The 17,813-nt window shown below is 70.7% G+C and carries 12 protein-coding genes and 1 pseudogene; 7 read left to right on the top strand and 6 right to left on the bottom strand.

Annotated elements, in window-relative coordinates:
• Positions 1-11: 11 nt before the first annotated feature.
• From OKJ99_RS00670 to OKJ99_RS00650, 5 genes and pseudogenes are all read left to right on the top strand, one after another.
• A pseudogene (locus OKJ99_RS00670) lies at positions 12-3,193 on the top strand (sarcosine oxidase subunit delta family protein).
• On the top strand, positions 3,183-3,800 hold the full coding sequence (locus OKJ99_RS00665) for a sarcosine oxidase subunit gamma (RefSeq protein ID WP_326013593.1): 618 nt from the start codon (positions 3,183-3,185) through the stop codon (positions 3,798-3,800). Before OKJ99_RS00670 ends, OKJ99_RS00665 begins: the two are co-directional and overlap by 11 nt.
• Positions 3,800-4,477: an L-serine ammonia-lyase, iron-sulfur-dependent, subunit alpha gene (locus OKJ99_RS00660; RefSeq protein WP_326013592.1), complete on the top strand. Its 678-nt coding sequence runs from the start codon at positions 3,800-3,802 to the stop codon at positions 4,475-4,477. The genes OKJ99_RS00665 and OKJ99_RS00660 overlap by 1 nt, the downstream gene beginning before the upstream one ends.
• 13 nt (positions 4,478-4,490) lie before the next feature.
• Complete coding sequence (purU, locus tag OKJ99_RS00655) at positions 4,491-5,369, top strand: formyltetrahydrofolate deformylase (protein WP_326013591.1); 879 nt, start codon at positions 4,491-4,493, stop codon at positions 5,367-5,369.
• 52 nt (positions 5,370-5,421) lie between these two features.
• On the top strand, positions 5,422-6,291 hold the full coding sequence (locus tag OKJ99_RS00650) for a bifunctional methylenetetrahydrofolate dehydrogenase/methenyltetrahydrofolate cyclohydrolase (protein ID WP_326013590.1): 870 nt from the start codon (positions 5,422-5,424) through the stop codon (positions 6,289-6,291).
• Positions 6,292-6,303: 12 nt separating this feature from the next.
• Here the strand turns inward: OKJ99_RS00650 and OKJ99_RS00645 are convergent, their stop codons facing one another.
• Positions 6,304-10,161, bottom strand: coding sequence for a glycoside hydrolase family 2 TIM barrel-domain containing protein (locus tag OKJ99_RS00645; RefSeq protein ID WP_407700622.1), 3,858 nt, complete (start codon positions 10,159-10,161; stop codon positions 6,304-6,306).
• A 224-nt stretch (positions 10,162-10,385) separates the two neighbouring features.
• On the bottom strand, positions 10,386-11,774 hold the full coding sequence (locus tag OKJ99_RS00640; protein WP_326013588.1) for an MFS transporter: 1,389 nt from the start codon (positions 11,772-11,774) through the stop codon (positions 10,386-10,388).
• A gap of 154 nt (positions 11,775-11,928) precedes the next feature.
• Between OKJ99_RS00640 and OKJ99_RS00635 the strand changes: the two genes are divergently transcribed.
• The gene (locus OKJ99_RS00635) at positions 11,929-12,363 is read left to right on the top strand and encodes a helix-turn-helix transcriptional regulator (RefSeq protein WP_326013587.1); all 435 of its coding nucleotides are present in this window, start codon (positions 11,929-11,931) and stop codon (positions 12,361-12,363) included.
• 65 nt (positions 12,364-12,428) lie between these two features.
• Positions 12,429-12,869, top strand: a complete 441-nt coding sequence (locus tag OKJ99_RS00630; RefSeq protein ID WP_326013586.1) for a VOC family protein — start codon at positions 12,429-12,431, stop codon at positions 12,867-12,869.
• A 19-nt stretch (positions 12,870-12,888) separates the two neighbouring features.
• Here OKJ99_RS00630 and OKJ99_RS00625 read toward each other — a convergent pair whose 3' ends face one another.
• From OKJ99_RS00625 to OKJ99_RS00610, 4 genes are all read right to left on the bottom strand, one after another.
• A complete protein-coding gene (locus OKJ99_RS00625) occupies positions 12,889-13,185 on the bottom strand; it encodes a WhiB family transcriptional regulator (RefSeq protein WP_326013830.1) in 297 nt (98 codons plus the stop codon).
• 138 nt (positions 13,186-13,323) lie between these two features.
• Complete coding sequence (locus OKJ99_RS00620; protein WP_326013585.1) at positions 13,324-14,553, bottom strand: MalY/PatB family protein; 1,230 nt, start codon at positions 14,551-14,553, stop codon at positions 13,324-13,326.
• Between the two features lie 39 nt (positions 14,554-14,592).
• Entirely contained in the window at positions 14,593-14,958 is a 366-nt protein-coding gene (locus OKJ99_RS00615; protein WP_326013584.1) for a hypothetical protein, read from the bottom strand.
• Between the two features lie 61 nt (positions 14,959-15,019).
• A complete protein-coding gene (locus OKJ99_RS00610; protein WP_326013583.1) occupies positions 15,020-17,566 on the bottom strand; it encodes a PEP/pyruvate-binding domain-containing protein in 2,547 nt (848 codons plus the stop codon).
• Between the last annotated feature and the right edge of the window lie 247 nt (positions 17,567-17,813).

The raw sequence follows: 17,813 nt of genomic DNA, 5'->3' as shown, positions 1-17,813 counted from the left end.
GAGACCGAGAGATGCAGCTGATCCCCTGCCCCTGGTGCGGCCCGCGCGAGGAGGCCGAGTTCCACTACGGCGGCCAGGCACACGTCGACCACCCCGGTGACCCGCACGCGCTCGACGACGAGCAGTGGGCCCAGTACGTGTTCTTCCGCGACAACCCCAAGGGCCCCTTCGCCGAGCGGTGGGCGCACACGGCGGGCTGCCGCCGCTGGTTCAACGCCGTGCGCGACACGGTGAGTTACGAGTTCCTGACCGTGTACCCCGTGGGTTCCCCGAACCCGCTCGGCACCGGAAACGGCACCGGCACGCGAGAGCGCCAGGAGGCGACCGCATGAGCACTCCCTTCCGTACCTCCTCCGACGCGTACGGGCGCATCGACCGCTCCACCACACTGGACTTCGTCTTCGATGGCATGCCCTGCACGGGGCACCCCGGAGACACCCTCGCCTCCGCGCTGCTCGCGAACGGCGTGCACCGGGTGGCGACGAGCATCAAGTACGGCCGCCCGCGCGGCATCCTGGCCGCCGGTGTCGAGGAGCCCAACGCGCTCGTCCAGATCGAGGCGCCGTTCCCCGAGCCGATGCTCACCGCCACCACGGTCGAGCTCTACGACGGTCTGGTGGCACGCGGCCTGGGCGGCCAGGGGCGGCTCGCCGCCGAGTCCGATCCCGCCCGTTACGACGCGCGGCACCTGCACGCCGAGCTGCTGATCGTCGGCGCGGGCCCGGCCGGTCTCGCCGCCGCGCTCGCCGCGTCCGACGCGGGCGTCCGCGTCGTCCTCGTCGACAGCGCACCGGAGTTGGGCGGCAGTCTGCTCGGCACGCAGGAGACCATCGACGGCCGTCCCGCCCAGGAGTGGGTGGACTCGGCGACGCAGCGGCTCGCGGCGTCCGGGAACGTGACGGTCCTGACCCGCACCACCGCCTTCGGCCACTACGACGACAACCTCGTCCTCGCCCTGGAGAAGCGCACCGACCACCTCGGCGCCGCGGCCCCCGGCCACGTGTCCCGTCAGCGGGTGTGGCGCATCCGGGCCGCGCAGGTCGTGCACGCGACCGGCGCCACCGAGCGGCCGATCGCCTTCGACGACAACGACCGCCCCGGCATCATGCTCGCCTCCGCGGCCCGTACGTACCTCAACCGGTTCGGCGTCCTCGCCGGCCGCCGGGTCGCCGTCTTCACGACGAACGACTCGGCGTACGACGCGGTGCTCGAACTCGCCGACGCGGGCGTGGAGTTCGCCGCCGTGGTGGACGCGCGGCCGACCGTCCCCGAGCGGCTCGCCGGGGCGCTGGCCGAGCGCGGGATCCCGCTGCACCGCGACCATGTCGTCACCGGGACCAGCGGTGTGGAGCGCATCTCCCGTGTGCACATCGCCCAGCGTTCGGCGGACGACGCCCGGCGGCACGGCGTCGACTGCGACGTGCTGCTCGTCTCCGGCGGCTGGAACCCGGCCGTGGCCCTGTTCAGCCAGGCGCGCGGGAAGCTGCGCTACGACGCGGAACTCGCCACGTTCGTGCCCACCAAGGCACTTGCCACCGTACGGACGGCGGGCGCCGCTGACGGTCTGCGCACGCTCGGGGAGTGCCTGGGCAGCGGCATCGCCGCGACGGCCACGGCGCTGGAGGCGCTCGGCGTCGCGGTCGCGCCGGTCGGCGTCCCGGCCGCGGCCACGGAACTCCCGTTCCCCAGCGCTGTGTTGTGGCGCGTCCCCAGCCCGCGGGACGGCGCGGACGGTACGGCGCAATTCGTGGACCTCCAGCGCGACGCGCTCGCCAGCGACGTGTTCCGGGCCACCCGCGCCGGGCTCCGCTCCGTGGAGCACGTCAAGCGCTACACCACCATCGGCACCGCCCACGACCAGGGCCGTACGTCCGGCATCCTCACCTCGGGGATCGTCGCCGAGGCGCTCGGCGAGGAGGTGGCGGACCCCGGCACCACCAGCTTCCGGCCTCCCGTGCAGCCCATCGCCTTCGCGGCGTTCGCGGGCCGCAACCGGGGCGAGCTGTTCGACCCGGTGCGGGTGACCGCGCTGCACGCCTGGCACGAGCGGCACGGCGCGCTGTTCGAGGACGTCGGCCAGTGGAAGCGGCCGTGGTACTACCCGCTGCCCGGCGAGACGATGGACGACGCGGTGCAGCGCGAGTGCCGCGCGGCGCGCAACGGCGTGGCCATGATGGACGGTTCGACGCTCGGCAAGATCAGCGTGCAGGGCCCCGACGCGGGCGAGCTGCTCAACCGGCTCTACACGAACATGATGGCCACACTGAAGCCCGGCCGGATCCGCTACGGGGTCATGTGCGGCGTCGACGGCATGGCCATCGACGACGGCACGGTCATCCGCGTGTCGGAGAACGAGTTCCTCGTCACGACCACAACGGGCAACGCGGCCAAGGTCCTTGAGTGGATGGAGGAGTGGCTCCAGACGGAGTGGCCCGAGCTGCGCGTCCACCTCACCTCCGTGACCGAGCACTGGGCGACGATCCCGCTCGTGGGCCCGCGCTCGCGCGAGGTGCTCGCCGCGGTCGTCGGCGATGACCTGGACGTCTCCAACGAGGCGTTCCCGTTCATGAGTTGGCGCGACACGGTGATCGCCGGCGTCGACGCACGGCTGTGCCGGATCAGCTTCTCCGGCGAGCTCGCGTACGAGGTCAATGTGCCGGCCTGGTACGGGACACACGTCTGGCAGGCCCTGTACGACGCCGGGCAGCCGCTCGGCGTCACCCCGTACGGCACCGAGACCATGCACGTGCTGCGGGCGGAGAAGGCGTACCCGATCATCGGGCAGGACACCGACGGCACGGTCACCCCGCAGGACCTCGGGATGAACTGGGTGATCTCCAAGAAGAAGCCGGACTTCGTCGGCAAGCGCTCCTTCGCACGGCCCGAGAACCAGCGCCCCGACCGCAAGCGGCTCGTCGCGCTGCTGCCCACCGACGAGCGCACCCTGCTCCCGGAGGGCGCGCAGGTCATCGCCACCGAGGCGGTTCCCGAGCCGCCGGTCACGATGCTCGGCCATGTCACCTCCAGCTACCGCAGCGACGCCCTTCAGCGCACCTTCGCCCTGGCGCTCGTGCGCTCCGGCACGGCCCGCGTCGGCGAGACCCTCTACGTCCCGCTCGACGGCGCCACCGTGCCGGTGACCGTCGCCGAACCCGTCCTCTTCGACAAGGAGGGAGCCCGCCGTGACGGCTGACACCCCCATCCACACGCCCGCGCACATCCCCGCGCACACCCCCGCACGCATCAGCCCGCTCGCCGACTGGGACCCGCGGCTCCCCTCTGGCCTGGACGCCCGCGAACTCCCGTTCCTGACCCAGCTCACCCTCCGGGTGACACCGGGCGGCGCGGCGGCCACCGCCGTCGAGGGGTACCTCGGGTACGCGCTGCCCGGCGTCGGCCGCGCCCACCTGGACGCGGAGGTCAAGACACTCTGGCTGGGCCCCGACGAATGGCTCCTGGTCGGGCCCGCCGGGCGCGCCGGGGAACTGACGGCCGGGCTGCGGTCGGTGATCGGCGAGGAGTTCGCGACCGTCACCGACACCTCCGCGCAGCGCACCGTCCTCGCCCTTTCGGGCCCGCTGCTGCCCGAGGTCCTGTCGCAGGGCTGCGCCCTGGATCTCTCGCCGGACAAGACCGACGCCGGCGCCTGTCACACCACGCTGCTCGCGCAGGCCGGTGTCACGCTCGTGGTGCGCGAGGCGGGCCCGCGGGCGGTCTGGCTGCTCGTCCGGTCGTCCTTCGCCGGATACCTCGCGGCGTGGCTGGCCGACGCCTGCACCGAGTACGCCGGGGTCACTTGATGAGCATCAGCGTCTTCGACCTGTTCAAGGTCGGTATCGGGCCGTCGAGTTCGCACACGGTCGGCCCGATGCGCGCCGCGCACACCTTCGCCCACGCGCTGGAGCGTGACGGGCTGCTGTCCCGCACCCGGCAGGTGCGCGCCGAGCTGTTCGGCTCGCTCGGCGCCACCGGTCACGGGCACGGCAGCGCCAAGGCGGTCCTGCACTACGTGGAGCGGTTCATGCGTGGTGCCGACGCCGACGCCATCGTGCGCTTCCTCCTCACCGCGGGGGCCGTCGGCGTCCTGTTCAAGGAGAACGCCTCGATCTCGGGGGCCGAGGTCGGCTGCCAGGGCGAGGTCGGTTCGGCCTGCTCAATGGCGGCGGCCGGGCTCGCGGAGGTCCTCGGCGGCACCCCGGAACAGGTGGAGAACGCGGCCGAGATCGGCATCGAGCACAACCTCGGCCTGACCTGCGATCCGGTGGGCGGCCTGGTGCAGATCCCGTGCATCGAACGCAATGCCGTCGCCGCCCTCAAGGCGATCACGGCGGCCCGGATGGCCGTGCACGGCGACGGCCGGCACCACGTCAGTCTCGACAAGGCCATCAAGACGATGCGCGAGACCGGCGCCGACATGAAGGACAAGTACAAGGAGACCGCACGCGGAGGCCTCGCCCTCAACGTCGTCGAATGCTGAGGAGACACCTGTCGTGACCACCACACGCAGCGCACGCACCGACAGCGACCAGTACATCCTGACCCTCAACTGCCCGGCCCGCCCCGGCATCGTGCACGCCGTCACCACCTTCCTGGTCGGCGAGGGCTGCGACATCACCGAGCACCAGCAGTTCGACGACACCGACACCGGCACCGTCTTCCTGCGGACGAGTTTCACCGCACCCGCCGGTACGGGGCCGGCCCACCTGGAGGAGCGCTTCGCCGCGACGGCCGAGGCGTACGCGATGGAGTGGCGGCTGCGCGACGCGGCGGCCAAGCCGCGGCTCCTGGTCATGGTGTCGAAGTTCGACCACTGCCTCGCCGACCTGCTGTACCGGTGGCGCAGCGGCACCCTCGACGGGGACATCGCCCTCGTCGTGTCCAACCACCCCGATCTGCGCGAACAGGTGGAACAGGCGGGCGTCGAGTTCCTGCACCTGCCGGTCGCCCGGGCCACCAAGCCGGAGGCCGAGGAGCGGCTGCTGCGCCTGGTGGACGAGCACGCCATCGACCTGGTGGTGCTCGCCCGGTACATGCAGATCCTCTCCGACGACCTGTGCAAGGCGCTGGAGGGGCGGGCCATCAACATCCACCACTCGTTCCTGCCGAGCTTCGCCGGCGCCAAGCCGTACCACCAGGCGCACGCGCGGGGCGTCAAGCTGGTCGGCGCGACCGCCCACTACGTCACCGCGGACCTGGACGAGGGGCCCATCATCGAGCAGGAGGTCATCCGCGTGGACCACCGCCAGAGCGCCCAGGAACTCGTCCTGGTGGGCCGCGACGCGGAACGCCTGGCCCTGGCCCGCGCGGTCAACTGGCACTGCCAGAACCGCGTCCTGCTGCACGGAAACCGCACGGTCATCTTCAACTGAGCCCGATCACCTGAGCCCGTTCAACCGAGCCCGGCAGAAGGGCAGTTCCCACGTGACGACCCTCGTCAAGCTCGACGGCGCCAGAGCCGCCGCCGACATCAAGGCCGAACTGGCCGTACGCGTCGCCTCATTGAGGTCCCGTGGCGTGACACCCGGCCTCGGCACCATCCTGGTCGGAGACCATCCGGGCAGCCATGTCTACGTAGCCGGAAAGCACCGGGACTGCGCCGAGGTCGGCATCGAGTCCCTGCGGATCGAACTCCCCGCCGACGCCACCCAGGCCGACATCGAGGCGGCCGTCCTCACCCTCAACGCCGACCCGGCCTGCACGGGCTTCATCGTCCAACTCCCCCTGCCCCCACACCTCGACACGCACGCCGTCCTCGAACTCATCGACCCGGCCAAGGACGCCGACGGCCTGCACCCCACCAGCCTGGGCCGCCTCGTCCTCGGCACACCGGGCCCCCTGCCCTGCACCCCGCGCGGCATCATCGAACTGCTGCGCCTGAGCGACGTGCGCATCACCGGCGCCACGTTCTGCGTCATCGGCTGCGGCATCACGGTCGGGCGCCCGCTCGGCCTGATGCTGACCCGCAGCAGCGAACACGCCACCGTGACCATGTGCCACGAGCGCACGGAGGACATCGCCGCCCACGCCCGCGCGGCGGACGTGGTGGTCGCGGCCGCGGGCTCGGCCCACCTCGTCCGCCCCGACTGGATCAAACCGGGCGCCACCGTCCTGTCCGTCGGCATCACCCGCACCATCGAGGGCGTCCTCGGCGACGTCCACCCGGACGTCGCCGAGGTGGCGGGCCGCCTGGCGCCGACGATCGGCGGGGTCGGGCCGATGACGCGGGCGATGCTGCTGACGAACGTGGTGGAGTCGGCGGAACGGGAGGCGGCGCGGCTGGACGTCACGTAGGCCCCTCTCCGGCTACTCCACCGCCACCGGCCTCCGCGCCAGCCGTGTCGCCTCCCCCACGTCCGTGATCGGCCTCAGCCAGTACGTGTACGCGTAGTCCCGGTCGGCGAGGAGTTTGTACGGGGCGTGGGTCTGGGCGCCCCAGCTGTCGTCGCCGCCGACGCCCATTTGGCGGTGATTGACGCGCAGGATCACCTCATCGCGCGGGTCGAGCTGGTAGTCGTGGCGCACGCCGACGGACAGGTCCTCCGGGGTGAGGTGGGAGGCGGTGAGTTCGAACTGGGGGTGGTCGGCGGTGGGGTCGGCGGCCACCAGGAGGCCGCGACCGCGGTCGTCCGTGAGCGCCGCCCAGCGCACGTCCGTCTTGTTGCCGTTCTCCTGGGGGCGGATGTACGAGGTCCACTGCTCGGTCACGGTCGAGTCCCAACGCCCCACGTCTGTACCGTCGTTGCGGTCCCAGTGGTTCTCCTCCGGGCCGCGTCCGTAGTAGTGCAGCCGCTCAAGGGCCGCGGGCAGCCGCAGGATCGTGCCGACCTCGGGCAGGTACGGGAGGGTGGAGGCGCCGGGGTGCAGGGCGTTGTCGACCTTGACGGCACCGTCGCCGAAGACCGTGTACGCGGTGGCGTAGGTGGACTCGGTGGTGGTCGGCAGGGTGCCCTTGACCTCGATGCGCACGGCCCGGCCGTCGAGGCCACGCACGCTCACCCCGGTCACCTTGCGGCGTGCGCCCGCGTCCCGCCAGGTCTGGTTGCGGGTGTGCTGGCCGTTGCCGTGGTCGTTGTCGGTCGGGGCGCGCCAGAAGTTGGGGACGGGCCCGGAGCCGAGGAGCCGGACGCCGCCGGCTTCGTAGGAGGTGATGACTCCGGTGGCCTTGTCGAGGGTGAGGGTGAAGCCGTCGCCGGTCACGGAGACCGCCTTGTCCCCGTCCTCGTGGCGCAGGGTCGGTACGTCCTTCAGCGGTACGGGTGTCACCTTCGGGCTGCCCGCGTCGAGCGGGAGCTGGGCGCGCGCCACCTCGAAGCCGGCGTCCGCCCAGGCGGTGTCGTCCTTCAGCCGGAAGGACAGGTGCAGGAAGAACTCGGCGCCGGGTGCGGGGGCGCTGGGCAGCTTCAGCGGGACGGTGATGTTCTTGCGGGCGAGCGGCGCGACGTCGAGCTGGGTGCGGCTCAGGCTGCCGCGCTGGATCACCTCGCCGTCCCGGGCCAGTTCCCAACGGCCGTCGAACTGGCGGAGGTTGGTGAACAGGAACTCATTGGTGACGGTGATGTCCCCCGCTGGTCCGCCGCCTTCCTTCGGTGACACCTGGATCGCCTGGTAGACCCGCTTGATCTCCGCCGCCTTGCCGGTGTGGCCGCGGTCCGCGGTGATGATGCCGTCGGCGACGAAGTTGCCGTCGTTGGGGTTGTCGCCCCAGTCGCCGCCGTACGCGAAGAAGGTCTTCTCGCGCGGCTGCTTCTCCGTGACGCCGACCGTCTTGGCGTCGAACCAGAAGCGCACGCCCTCGCCGTCCGGGCCGCGTCCGTCGTCGGCGAGTTCGGTGGCGCTCAGCGCACGGGAGTACACGCGGGCGCGGCGGATGGTGCCGCTGAACTCGCGGATCATGTTGTCGACGTCCACGCCGAGGGAGAGCGGCGCGGTGTTGCTGCTCGGTTTGCCGGTCGTGTTCTTCGTGGCCTTCGCCGAGCCGTCGACGTACAGCGTGAGCGTGCCCGCGCTCGCGTCGAAGACACCGGCGAGGTGGTGCTCGCTGCCCGTCCAGCCATCGGCGGGGGTGGCCCAGCTCGCGGTGATCCACTGACCGCCGGAGTGGATGAAGAACTCCAGGTTCTTGTCGTTCTGCTTGAGCGCGTACTGGGTGTCGCCTTTCGCCACGATCGGCTGGTGGTAGCCGGTGACGTGCGGGGTCACCCAGGCTTCGAGGGTGAGCGATCCGGTCAGGTCGAGGCGGTCGTCGCGGGCGAAGACGGTGGCGCCGCTCAGCCCCTTGTCCCGGCTGAACTTCCCTGCCGGGTTGAGGAGTTCGCCCTTCAGGCCGACGGGTCCCGTCTCGGTCAGCAGCGTCCGCGGCGGTGTCGGCCAGCTCAGCGACTGGTCCACGAAGTCCCAGATCCAACCGCCCTGCAGCACGTCGTAGCGGCGGACGAGGTCCCAGTACTCCTTGAAGTTGCCGTTCGAGTTCCCCATCGCGTGGCAGTACTCGATCATCACGTACGGGCGGGTGTCGGAGGTGTCCTTGGCCTTCGACTCGACGTGGCTCGTCGGCGGGTACATCTCGGAGCGGATGTCGCTCACGCCGGGGCTGTCGTCGCCCTCGTACTGGATGACCCGGGTGGTGTCGTAGGAGCGGATCCAGTCGTGCATGGCGGTGAAGGTGGAGCCGGCGCCCACCTCGTTGCCGAGCGACCAGATGACGACGGAGGCGTGGTTCTTGTCGCGGTGGACCATGTTCTGGGCGCGGGCGACGCACGCCTTCGTCCAGTCGGGGCGGCTGGCGGGGTAGTCGTCGCGGACGCCGTGCGTTTCGAGGTTGGTCTCGTCGACGAGGTACAGGCCGTATTCGTCGGCGAGTTCGTACCAGATCGGGTTGTTGGGGTAGTGCGAGGTGCGGATCGTGTTGATGTTCATCCGCTTGGCGATTTCGATGTCCTTGACCATGTCGGCGCGGGTGAGCGCGGTGCCGCGGTCGGGGTGCATCTCGTGGCGGTTGGCGCCGCGGAACGACACCGGCTGCCCGTTGATCCGCATCAGCCCGTCCTTGAGCGCGAACTCGCGCAGGCCGACGCGGTGCGAGAGCGTCTCGATCACCTTGCCCGCCGGGTCGCGCAGGCGGAGCACGGCGGTGTAGAGGTACGGGCTCTCGGCGGACCAAAGGTGCGGCGAGGGAAAGGACTTGGCGGCCCGCACCGTCACTTCGGAGTCGGCGAGGGCGGCCTTCTGGGTGAGCGGGCGGGACCAGACGGGGTGTCCGGCGGCGTCGTAGAGCTGGGTCTCGACGCTGTACGCGCCCCGGTCACCGGCGTAGTCGTGGACGGTGGCGTTGACCGCCAGCTCCGCGGTGGTGTATCCGTCGCCGAGCGGGGTGTCGAGCTTGAAGTCGCGCAGGTGCACGGAGGGCGTCGAGTAGAGGTACACCGAGCGGAAGATGCCGCTCAGCCGGATCATGTCCTGGTCCTCGAGCCAGTCACCGTCGGAGAAGCGGTAGACCTCGACGGCGAGCTGGTTGGTGACTTCGGTGAGGTGCGGGGTGATGTCGTACTCGGCCGGGGTGAAGGAGTCCTCGTGATAGCCGACGAGCTTGCCGTTCACCCACACGTAGTGGGCCGACTTGACCCCTTCGAAGTGCAGGAGGACACGTCTGCCCTTCCAGCCCTTCGGCACGGTGAAGGTGCGCCGGTACTGGCCGACGGGGTTGTAGCGGGTCGGCGACGCGGGCGGCATGGCCTCCTCGCCGAGGCCGTTGGCGCCCCACCACGGGTAGGTGATGTTGGTGTAGATCGGGAAGTCGTGCCCGTGCAGCTGCCAGACCGCGGGCACGGGGATGGTGTCCCAGTCGCCGTCGTCGAGGTCGGTCCGGTAGAAGTCCTCGTCGCGCTCGGAGGGCCGGTCGACGTAGGCGAACTTCCAGTCCCCGTCGAGGCTTTGGCGGTACGGGGAGCGGGTCCGGTCGGCGGCGAGGGCCTGCGCCACGTCCTCGTACGGCATCAGGGTGGTGTGCGGCGGTTCGGTGCCGAGCCGGAACAGGTCGATGTGGCCGTTCCACTCGTCGCCGTCGGCCGCGCCGGCCCGCGCGGCGGGGAGGGCCAGGGGCAGGGTGAGGGCCCCGGCGACGACCGCGCCGACCTGGAGCAGGCGCCGACGGCTGAGCGGCATGGGATGGGCGTGGTGCGGTTGCGGCATGGCTGTGCCCTTCTGCGGGTGTGGACACGTGCAACTGGTGTGGCGCGGAGTGCCTGGTGAGCCGGCACCACCCTAAGAAGGCAACACAACCGACACAATGACGCCGTAGGACTTTGTTGATTTCTGAGCACATCGGGAGGCCGCACCGCCGGGCTACGGCGGTGCGGCCTCCCAAGTGCCGGGCGAGGGACGCCCGTTCAGGGCGACTTGGTGGAGCCCGGGGAGCTCGGGGAGCCCTCCCCCGCCTCCTGCCGAGGAACGGTCGCACGCCCCTCCCCCGCCGCGGACCCACTCTCCGCACGCTTCGGAATGAGGAACAGCGCCCCCATGGAAAGGACACAACAGCCCACGATGTAGAGGCTGATGCCGGTGCTGGACCCGGTGTCCTCCAGGATGGCGGCGGCGATCAGCGGGGCGGGGCCGCCGGCGATGACCGAGGCCAGCTGATAGCCGAGGCCCGCGCCGCTGTAGCGGACGTTGGCGCCGAAGCCCTCGGCGATGAGCGCGGCCTGGGGGCCGTACTGCATGTCGTGGAAGACCAGGGACAGCACGATGGCGAGCAGTACGAGCCCGGGTGTCCTGGTGTTGAGCAGGGCGAAGTACGGGAACGCGAACGCGCCCACGCACACGATGCCGACGCCGTACACCAGGCGGCGTCCGTAGCGGTCGGAGAGGTGTCCGAAGAGGGGGATGGTGAGCAGGCCGATGGCGGCGGCGACGAGGGTGTCGTCGAGCAGTTCGTCGCGGGCGATGCCGAGATGGGAGGTCCCGTACGTCAGCACGAAGGTGATGAAGAGGTAGAACGGCGCCTGCTCGGAGAGCCGGACGAACGCGGCGGCGAGCACCTCGCGCCACTGGTGACGCAGCACGTCCCACAACGGGTGGCGGACGACGGCCTCTTCGCGCTTCACGGCGGTGAAGTCGGGGCTCTCCAGGACCTTGAGGCGTACGTAGAGGCCGATGGCGACGAGGACGGCGCTGGCGAGGAACGGCACGCGCCAGCCCCAGCTCTCGAAGCTGTCGCCGGAGGCGGAACTCAGCCACTTGACCATGCCGGTGGAGATGAGCAGCCCGAGCGGCACACCCATCTGCGGCCAACTGGCCATCAGCCCACGGCGTTTCTTCGACCCCCACTCCATGGACAGCAGCACGGACCCGCCCCACTCGCCGCCCACTCCGATGCCCTGGAAGACGCGGAGCACCACGAGGAGGATCGGCGCGGCGAGCCCGATCGAGGAGTAGGTGGGCAGACACCCGATCAGGACGGTGCTCACACCCATCAGCAGCAGGGTGATGACGAGCGTGGACTTGCGGCCGACCCGGTCGCCGAAGTGGCCGAAGATCGCCGCCCCGAGGGGGCGGGCGGCGAACCCGACGAACTGCGTGGCGAAGGAGGCGAGCACGCCCGTGTACTCGGACTGCCCGGGGAAGAACAGATGCGGGAAGACGAGTGCGGCGGCCGTGCCGTAGAGGAAGAAGTCGTACCACTCGATGGCGGTGCCGACCGTACTCGCGACGACCGCGCGGTTGCGGTGGTTGCGCACGGTGGGCTGCCCCGCCCCTGACCCTGCGATGTGCGTGTTCACGACGACTCCCTGCCCTGCCATCGGTCGAGCCACGGCGCACGGAACGAAAACCTCCGCGAGAGTGCTCCCCGGTCGCGTCCATGTCAAGGAACCCCACAATCTTCAACTACCGAGTGGGGGCCACCCGCCGCCGGAAACCCCGCACAATGGACCCGTGCCCCGCCTCCCGCCCTCCCGGCATCTCCTTCGCGCCCGTGATCTCGCGGACGCGCGGTATGCCGAGGCGCTCACGGTGGCGGATCTCGCGGCGGCCGCCACGCTGTCGCCCGCGCACTTCAGTCGCAGTTTCAAGGCCGCGTTCGGGGAGTCGCCGCATCAGTACCTGCTGACCCGGCGTCTGGAGCGGGCCGCCGATCTGCTGCTCGCCACCGACTGGACGGTGGCGGATGTCGGGGTCGCGGTGGGGCTGCGCGGCATCGGGTCGTTCACGACGAGTTTTCGGCGCATGTACGGGGTGACACCGCAGGCGTACCGGGCGGCGCATCCTCCCGCCGCGCGCCACGTGCGCATCCCCCGGTGCGTCGCGATGGCGTACGGGCGGCCGCGGAACCGCACGTTTCGAGAAGACAGCGCCCGAGCGGGTCCCTAGCGTCGGTGTCGGGACAATCCGTGTCCCAAAGCAGGACGGCCGACGAGTGAGGCGCGAGGATCGACATGTCGACCACGATCAAGATCGCCAATGCGCAGTTCTGGGTGCACGACCAGGACGAGGCGCTCGATTTCTACACCACGAAGCTGGGCTGGGAGGTCCGGGCCGACGTGACGATGGAGTCCTGGGCCTTCCGGTGGCTGTGTGTCGGGCCGCCCGGCGGCGAGGGTCCCGCCCTCGTCCTGATGCCGGTGCCCCGGCCGCCGATGCTCGACGAGGGGGACAGCGTCCAGCTGTCGGAGCTGGTGGCCAAGGGGGCCGGCGGCACGCTGTTCCTGGAGACCGACGACTGCAAGGCCGCCTACGACGAACTGTCCGCGCGGGGCGTCACGTTCAACGACCCACCGACCTCGCAGCCGTACGGCATCGACACCTCGTTCCGGGACCCGTCGGGCAACAACATCCGGCTGACGCAGGTGCTCGCGTTCGATCCCGGGCGGAGCTGACCGCGCGGCGCGCCCGACCTCACGAGGCTCTGGCGTGGCGGCCGACCTGCGCGTGCTCCGCGCGGGCCGCCTCCAGGAGGTTGCGCCAGGACGTGACGGTGGGGCGCCGGCGCAGCAGAGCCCGCCGTTCGCGTTCCGTGGCGCCGCCCCAGACGCCGTACTCGATGCGCTCGTCCAGGGCGTGCGCCAGGCACTCGGTCCTGACCTCGCACGTGTCGCAGAAGCGCTTGGCGTGCGACTGCGCCGCTCCTTCCACGAACAGGTCCTCGGGGTCCGTGCCCTTGCACGCCGCCTTGTCCCACCACGAATTGAAGATGTCCGCCACTCTCCGCTCCTTGCTTGCTCCTGGCACATTCGGTCTTCTCAGGTGCGATTCGCGACCGTACGCCATAGATCCTCAACAGGCAGCCCATGACCAGGAGTTGAACGGTGAGTTACCGACGGTTTCGGGCCGTCAGACCAGTCCGGACACGGCCTCGCCGAGCCTGCGGATCGCCTCGTCCACCGTGGAGCGCGGACAGCCCAGATTGACTCTCATATAGCCGTGCCCCTCGGCCCCGAACTTCTGGCCCCGGTCCAGCCACAGACGCGCCTCGGTGAGCATGAACCTGTCCAGCGCCTCGGCGTCCATCCCGAGGCCCCGGCAGTCCATCCACGCCAGGTAGAGCGCGTCCGCGGGCAGCACGCGCAGCTTCGAAGTGACACTGTGGACCGCCTTCGCGAAGTGCTCGTGGTTCCCGCGCAGATAGCCGAGCAACTCCCCGAGCCAGGGCTCGCCGTGCGTGTACGCCGCCTCTGCGGCGACCATGCCCAACACGTTGACCAGCGGGAACACATTGCGCTCGTACTGGCGGGCGAAGTCCTCGCGCAGTCGGCGGTCCGGGATCAGGATGTTCGCGCACTGCAGTCCGGGGAGGTTGAACGTCTTGCTGGGCGCCGTACAGGTGATGCTCGCGCGGGCGAACTCCGGGCCGAGGGAGGCGAACGGGACGTGCGTCCGCGCCGGGTTGAGGACCAGGTCCTGGTGGATCTCGTCGGACACGACCAGGACACCGTGCCGCGCGCAGATCTCACCCATGGTGCGCAGTTCGCCCTCGGTCCAGACGTTGCCGGTGGGGTTGTGCGGGTGGCTGAGGACGAACAGCTTGGTGTCGGGGCGGATGGCGGCTTCGAAGGTGCGGGCGTTGAACCGGTAGCCGTCGTCGGTGCGTTCCAGCGGCGCGTACGCGAGGTGGCGGCCGTTGAGCCGTACGTCCTCGTGGAAGTGCACGTAGACGGGTGGCTGGATCAGGACGGAGTCACCCGGCGCGGAGAAGGCCTGGACGATGGTCTTGAGGGAGGTGATGACACCTGCCGTCGGCACCACCCAGTCGCGCGACATCTCCCAACCGAAGTGCTTGGCCTGCCAGTTGAGCACGGCGTCGAGATAGCTGTCGGTGGCGCCGCCGGGATAGCCGAGGACTCCGTGGTCGACGGCGTCGTGCAGCGCGTCGAGGACCGCCTGCGGGGCCTTGAAGTCGGTGTCGGCGACCCACATCGGGAGGGGCTCCGCCGCCACCTCGTCGGGGGCCAGCAGAGAGTCGGCGAAGGTCCACTTCATGGAGTTCGAGCGCGTGCGGTCGACGACGGTGTCGAAGCGCGAAGCGGTTTCGGTTGCCGGGCCTGATGTCGTCTCGGATGCCATGACTGGATGCTAGATCCGGTCCGGCAGCCACGAATTGACCTAGATCCGGTCCGTCAGCTCCTCCGCGTACACCTGGGACAGCGGCTGGGGCCCCACGTACTGCTGGCAGTTGCACTGACCCGCCTCGTAGTGGGTCGGCTTCTTGTTCTCGTCCCAGGCCGTGGGGACCTCGACGCGTTCGTGGCAGCGGCCCGTCTTGTCGTGCTTGGCGAGGTGGTGGGCGCAGCCGCAGATCGGCTCCGGCGGCTTGTTCGCGGCCTCCACCGCGAGGCGCGCCTGCTTGGCCGCTTCGATCCGCTCCAGCTTCCGCTCGTGCCGATTGCGCAGCGCGCCGCGTGCGGTGTCCGCCACCCAGGCGAACGCCCCCGTCCAGAACAAGATGAGGACCACCCAAATCCAGTTCATCAACCGCCCCTTCCCCCCGGATGACCGCGCGGTGACCTACAGGATAGGCGCCGTGCCGCGGCTACGCGCCCTCCTGGTGCGCCCGCACCACCCCCGCGCTGCCGTCCACCGTGATCACGTCACCGGTCCCGATCCGGGTGACGGCGTCCGGCACGCCGACCACCGCCGGGATGCCGTATTCGCGCGCCACGACCGCTCCGTGGGAGTTGGCGCCGCCCATCTCCATCACGAGGCCGCCCGCCGTGAGGAACAGCGGGGTCCAGCCGGGGTCGGTGGACGGGGCGACGAGGATCTCGCCCGGCTCCAGGTGCGCGCCGACGGGATCGGTCACCACGCGCGCGTGCCCGGTGATCTCGCCCGCGGAGGCCGCGGTGCCTGCCAGGTCTCCGGGCACGCGGGGCGCGGCCTGAGCGTGCGCGGTCGCCTCGGGTTCCGTTCCGTCGGAGAGGAGGACGCGCGGGATGTGCCGGCGCCGCATCTCCCGCTCGTACTCCTCCTTGCGCACGGTCACCTTCCGGCGCAGGTTCCCCTCGGTCGAGCGCATCTCCTCGAAGTCCAGGAAGAAGACGTCCGGCGCGGCGTCGAGGCGCCCCTGCGCGTGCAGTTCGGTTCCGCGTTCGGCGATGCGGGCGCGGAGGGTACCGAAGAGCGTGATCGCCAGATACTTCGGGTATTCGCGCAGTCCCGCCAGCAGCCGGGTGCGACGCAGGGCGAACCGGACGAGCCCGCCGCGCCCCTTGGCCCGCCGCGCGAGCCGCTCGATCATCGCCTCAGCCTCGGCCGCTCCGCCCGCGAACACGGCGTCGGGCCGGGCCTGTTCGTCACTCAGACGCAGGTAGTTGCGGACGACGCCGATGATGTGGGTCGGGTCGTCGGACCAGCGCGGGAGGCCGAGGTCGATCTCGGCGACGGCCCGGTGACCCCACTGGCCCAGGAAGGCGCGGAGCCCGTCCTGCGCGACCGGCGGCAGCTCACCGGCGCGGTACCGGGCCACCAGCTCCTCGACGTCGGCACCCTGGAACACATCCACGGCGTCCCGCTCGGTGCGGATCGAACGCGCCAGGTTCCACAGGTCGAGGTCCATCTCGGTGGTGACGTTGTTCGGCAGGCTCCGCAGGACGGTCTGCAGTTCGCCGGGTTCGGTGCGCACCAGCCTGCCGGCGAGGCCCAGCATCGCGAAGCCGACCAGGGCGGTCGGGGCGACGGTGGGCAGCACCGGGACCACGCAGTCGCGCAGGGCCTCCTCGATGGACCTCTTTTCGGCCATTTCCAGCACGCGCGCCTCCGTGCTCCGTGCGCGCCGCACCGCCGCCTCGGGGTCGGCGAGGGCGCGCAGCACGGTGGAGGGGGCGTGGAACCTGCGGGCGAGGCGCGCCACCCGCCTGACGGCGGGCCACGGCGACGTCTGCGTCAGAGCCAGGCGCGGGTCGTCGTACAGACCGCGCAGGACCTGCGCCGAACGCGCCTCCATGACGTCCAGCACGCGCGGGAAGAAGGCCCTTCCCGTCCTGCTGCGGAGGACGTTGGTGACGTCGAGGAAGATCCGGCCGCCCGCCTCGGTGCAGCCGTTCGACGCCGGGTCGCCGATGATGGTCCCGGCGGCGGCCCCGGCGATCTCCCGGATCGCGGCGCGCCCGGCCGGGGTGATCGGCCGTTCCAGACCCTGGGCGAGGCTGAAGCAGAAGTACACGCGGAAGTCGTCGGCGGCGTGTTCGGGCACCGGGAACAGGGTCGTGATGGGGCGCGACTGGGTGAGGTGCAGGACGCCCTGGGCGTCGATCGCCCACTCGGTGTCCTGCGGGCTTCCGTAGTGCGCCTGCACCTTGGCGCCGAGCGCGGCGAGTTGGAGGATCTGACGGTCGGTGAGGCAGGGCGCGCGATTCTCGCCGATGTCGACCTTCTCCGTGCCGCCTCCCGCCAGCGAGCAGATGAGGAACCGCTTGTCCCCGAGCTTCCGTTCGACGATCTCCTCGCCGTCGACCACGAAGTGGTCCGGGTTGACCGCCCCGGAGACGACGGCCTCGCCGAGTCCGGGGCTCGCGTCGATGACCGCCTGATCCCGCTTGCCCGTGACCGGGTTGGCGGTGAACAGCACGCCGGACACCGCCGAGTCCACCATCCGCTGGACGACGACGGCGAGTTGGACGCTGCCGTGGTCGATGCCGTTGCTCTCGCGGTAGCTGACCGCGCGGTCGGTCCACAGCGAGGCCCAGCAGTGGCGTACGGCATCGAGGACGGCGTCGGCCCCGACGACGTTCAGGTACGTGTCCTGCTGCCCCGCGAAGCTGGCGAACGGCAGGTCCTCGGCGGTGGCGCTGGAGCGCACCGCGACGGCCGCGTCGTCGCCAAGTCCCGCGTACGCGGCGAGGATCGCGCCCTTGAGCTCCCCCGGCACCGCCGCTTCGAGGATGCGGCGGCGCGCCTTGGCGGGCTCAAGATCCGCGAGGCCGTCCGTGGCCGAGATCGTCCGGTACGCGTCTGTGGTGACGTAGAAGCCGTGCGGCACGGGGAGCCCGGCCTTGGTGAGTTCGCCGAGGTTGGCCGCCTTGCCGCCGACGGTGGCGAGCATCGTCGCGTCGATGGAACGGAGGTCGAGGACGAGCGGCATGACGTTCCTTCCTGCCTGCGGTGACCGCCCGGCGCGTCTGGTGACGCCGGAACGTGCCCTTATTCATCATGCGATGAATAAGGGCGGTGCGTCAACGCGCGGATTCCACGGGAACCGCCCTCGCAGGCACCCGCCGCGTCGCCAATGTCGGTACGGGTACGGGAGTCGCCACCGCGCCGACCAGCCATGAGTGCCACCTCACCGCTGAGTGCCACCTGACCGCTGAGTGCCGCCTCACCGCTGAGTG

The sequence above is a fragment of the Streptomyces endophyticus genome, assembly GCF_035798155.1.
GTDB lineage: Bacteria > Actinomycetota > Actinomycetes > Streptomycetales > Streptomycetaceae > Streptomyces > Streptomyces endophyticus.
Note: the sequence above shows the minus strand (reverse complement) of the source record. Positions and strands in the feature narration are given on the sequence as shown.

Coding starts and splice junctions, on each gene's coding strand:
- OKJ99_RS00630 (WP_326013586.1), top strand. CDS start 12,429: ATGTCGACCACGATCAAGATCGCCAATGCGCAGTTCTGGGTGCACGAC.
- OKJ99_RS00615 (WP_326013584.1), bottom strand. CDS start 14,958: ATGAACTGGATTTGGGTGGTCCTCATCTTGTTCTGGACGGGGGCGTTC.
- OKJ99_RS00660 (WP_326013592.1), top strand. CDS start 3,800: ATGAGCATCAGCGTCTTCGACCTGTTCAAGGTCGGTATCGGGCCGTCG.
- OKJ99_RS00645 (WP_407700622.1), bottom strand. CDS start 10,161: ATGCCGCTCAGCCGTCGGCGCCTGCTCCAGGTCGGCGCGGTCGTCGCC.
- OKJ99_RS00620 (WP_326013585.1), bottom strand. CDS start 14,553: ATGGCATCCGAGACGACATCAGGCCCGGCAACCGAAACCGCTTCGCGC.
- OKJ99_RS00610 (WP_326013583.1), bottom strand. CDS start 17,566: ATGCCGCTCGTCCTCGACCTCCGTTCCATCGACGCGACGATGCTCGCC.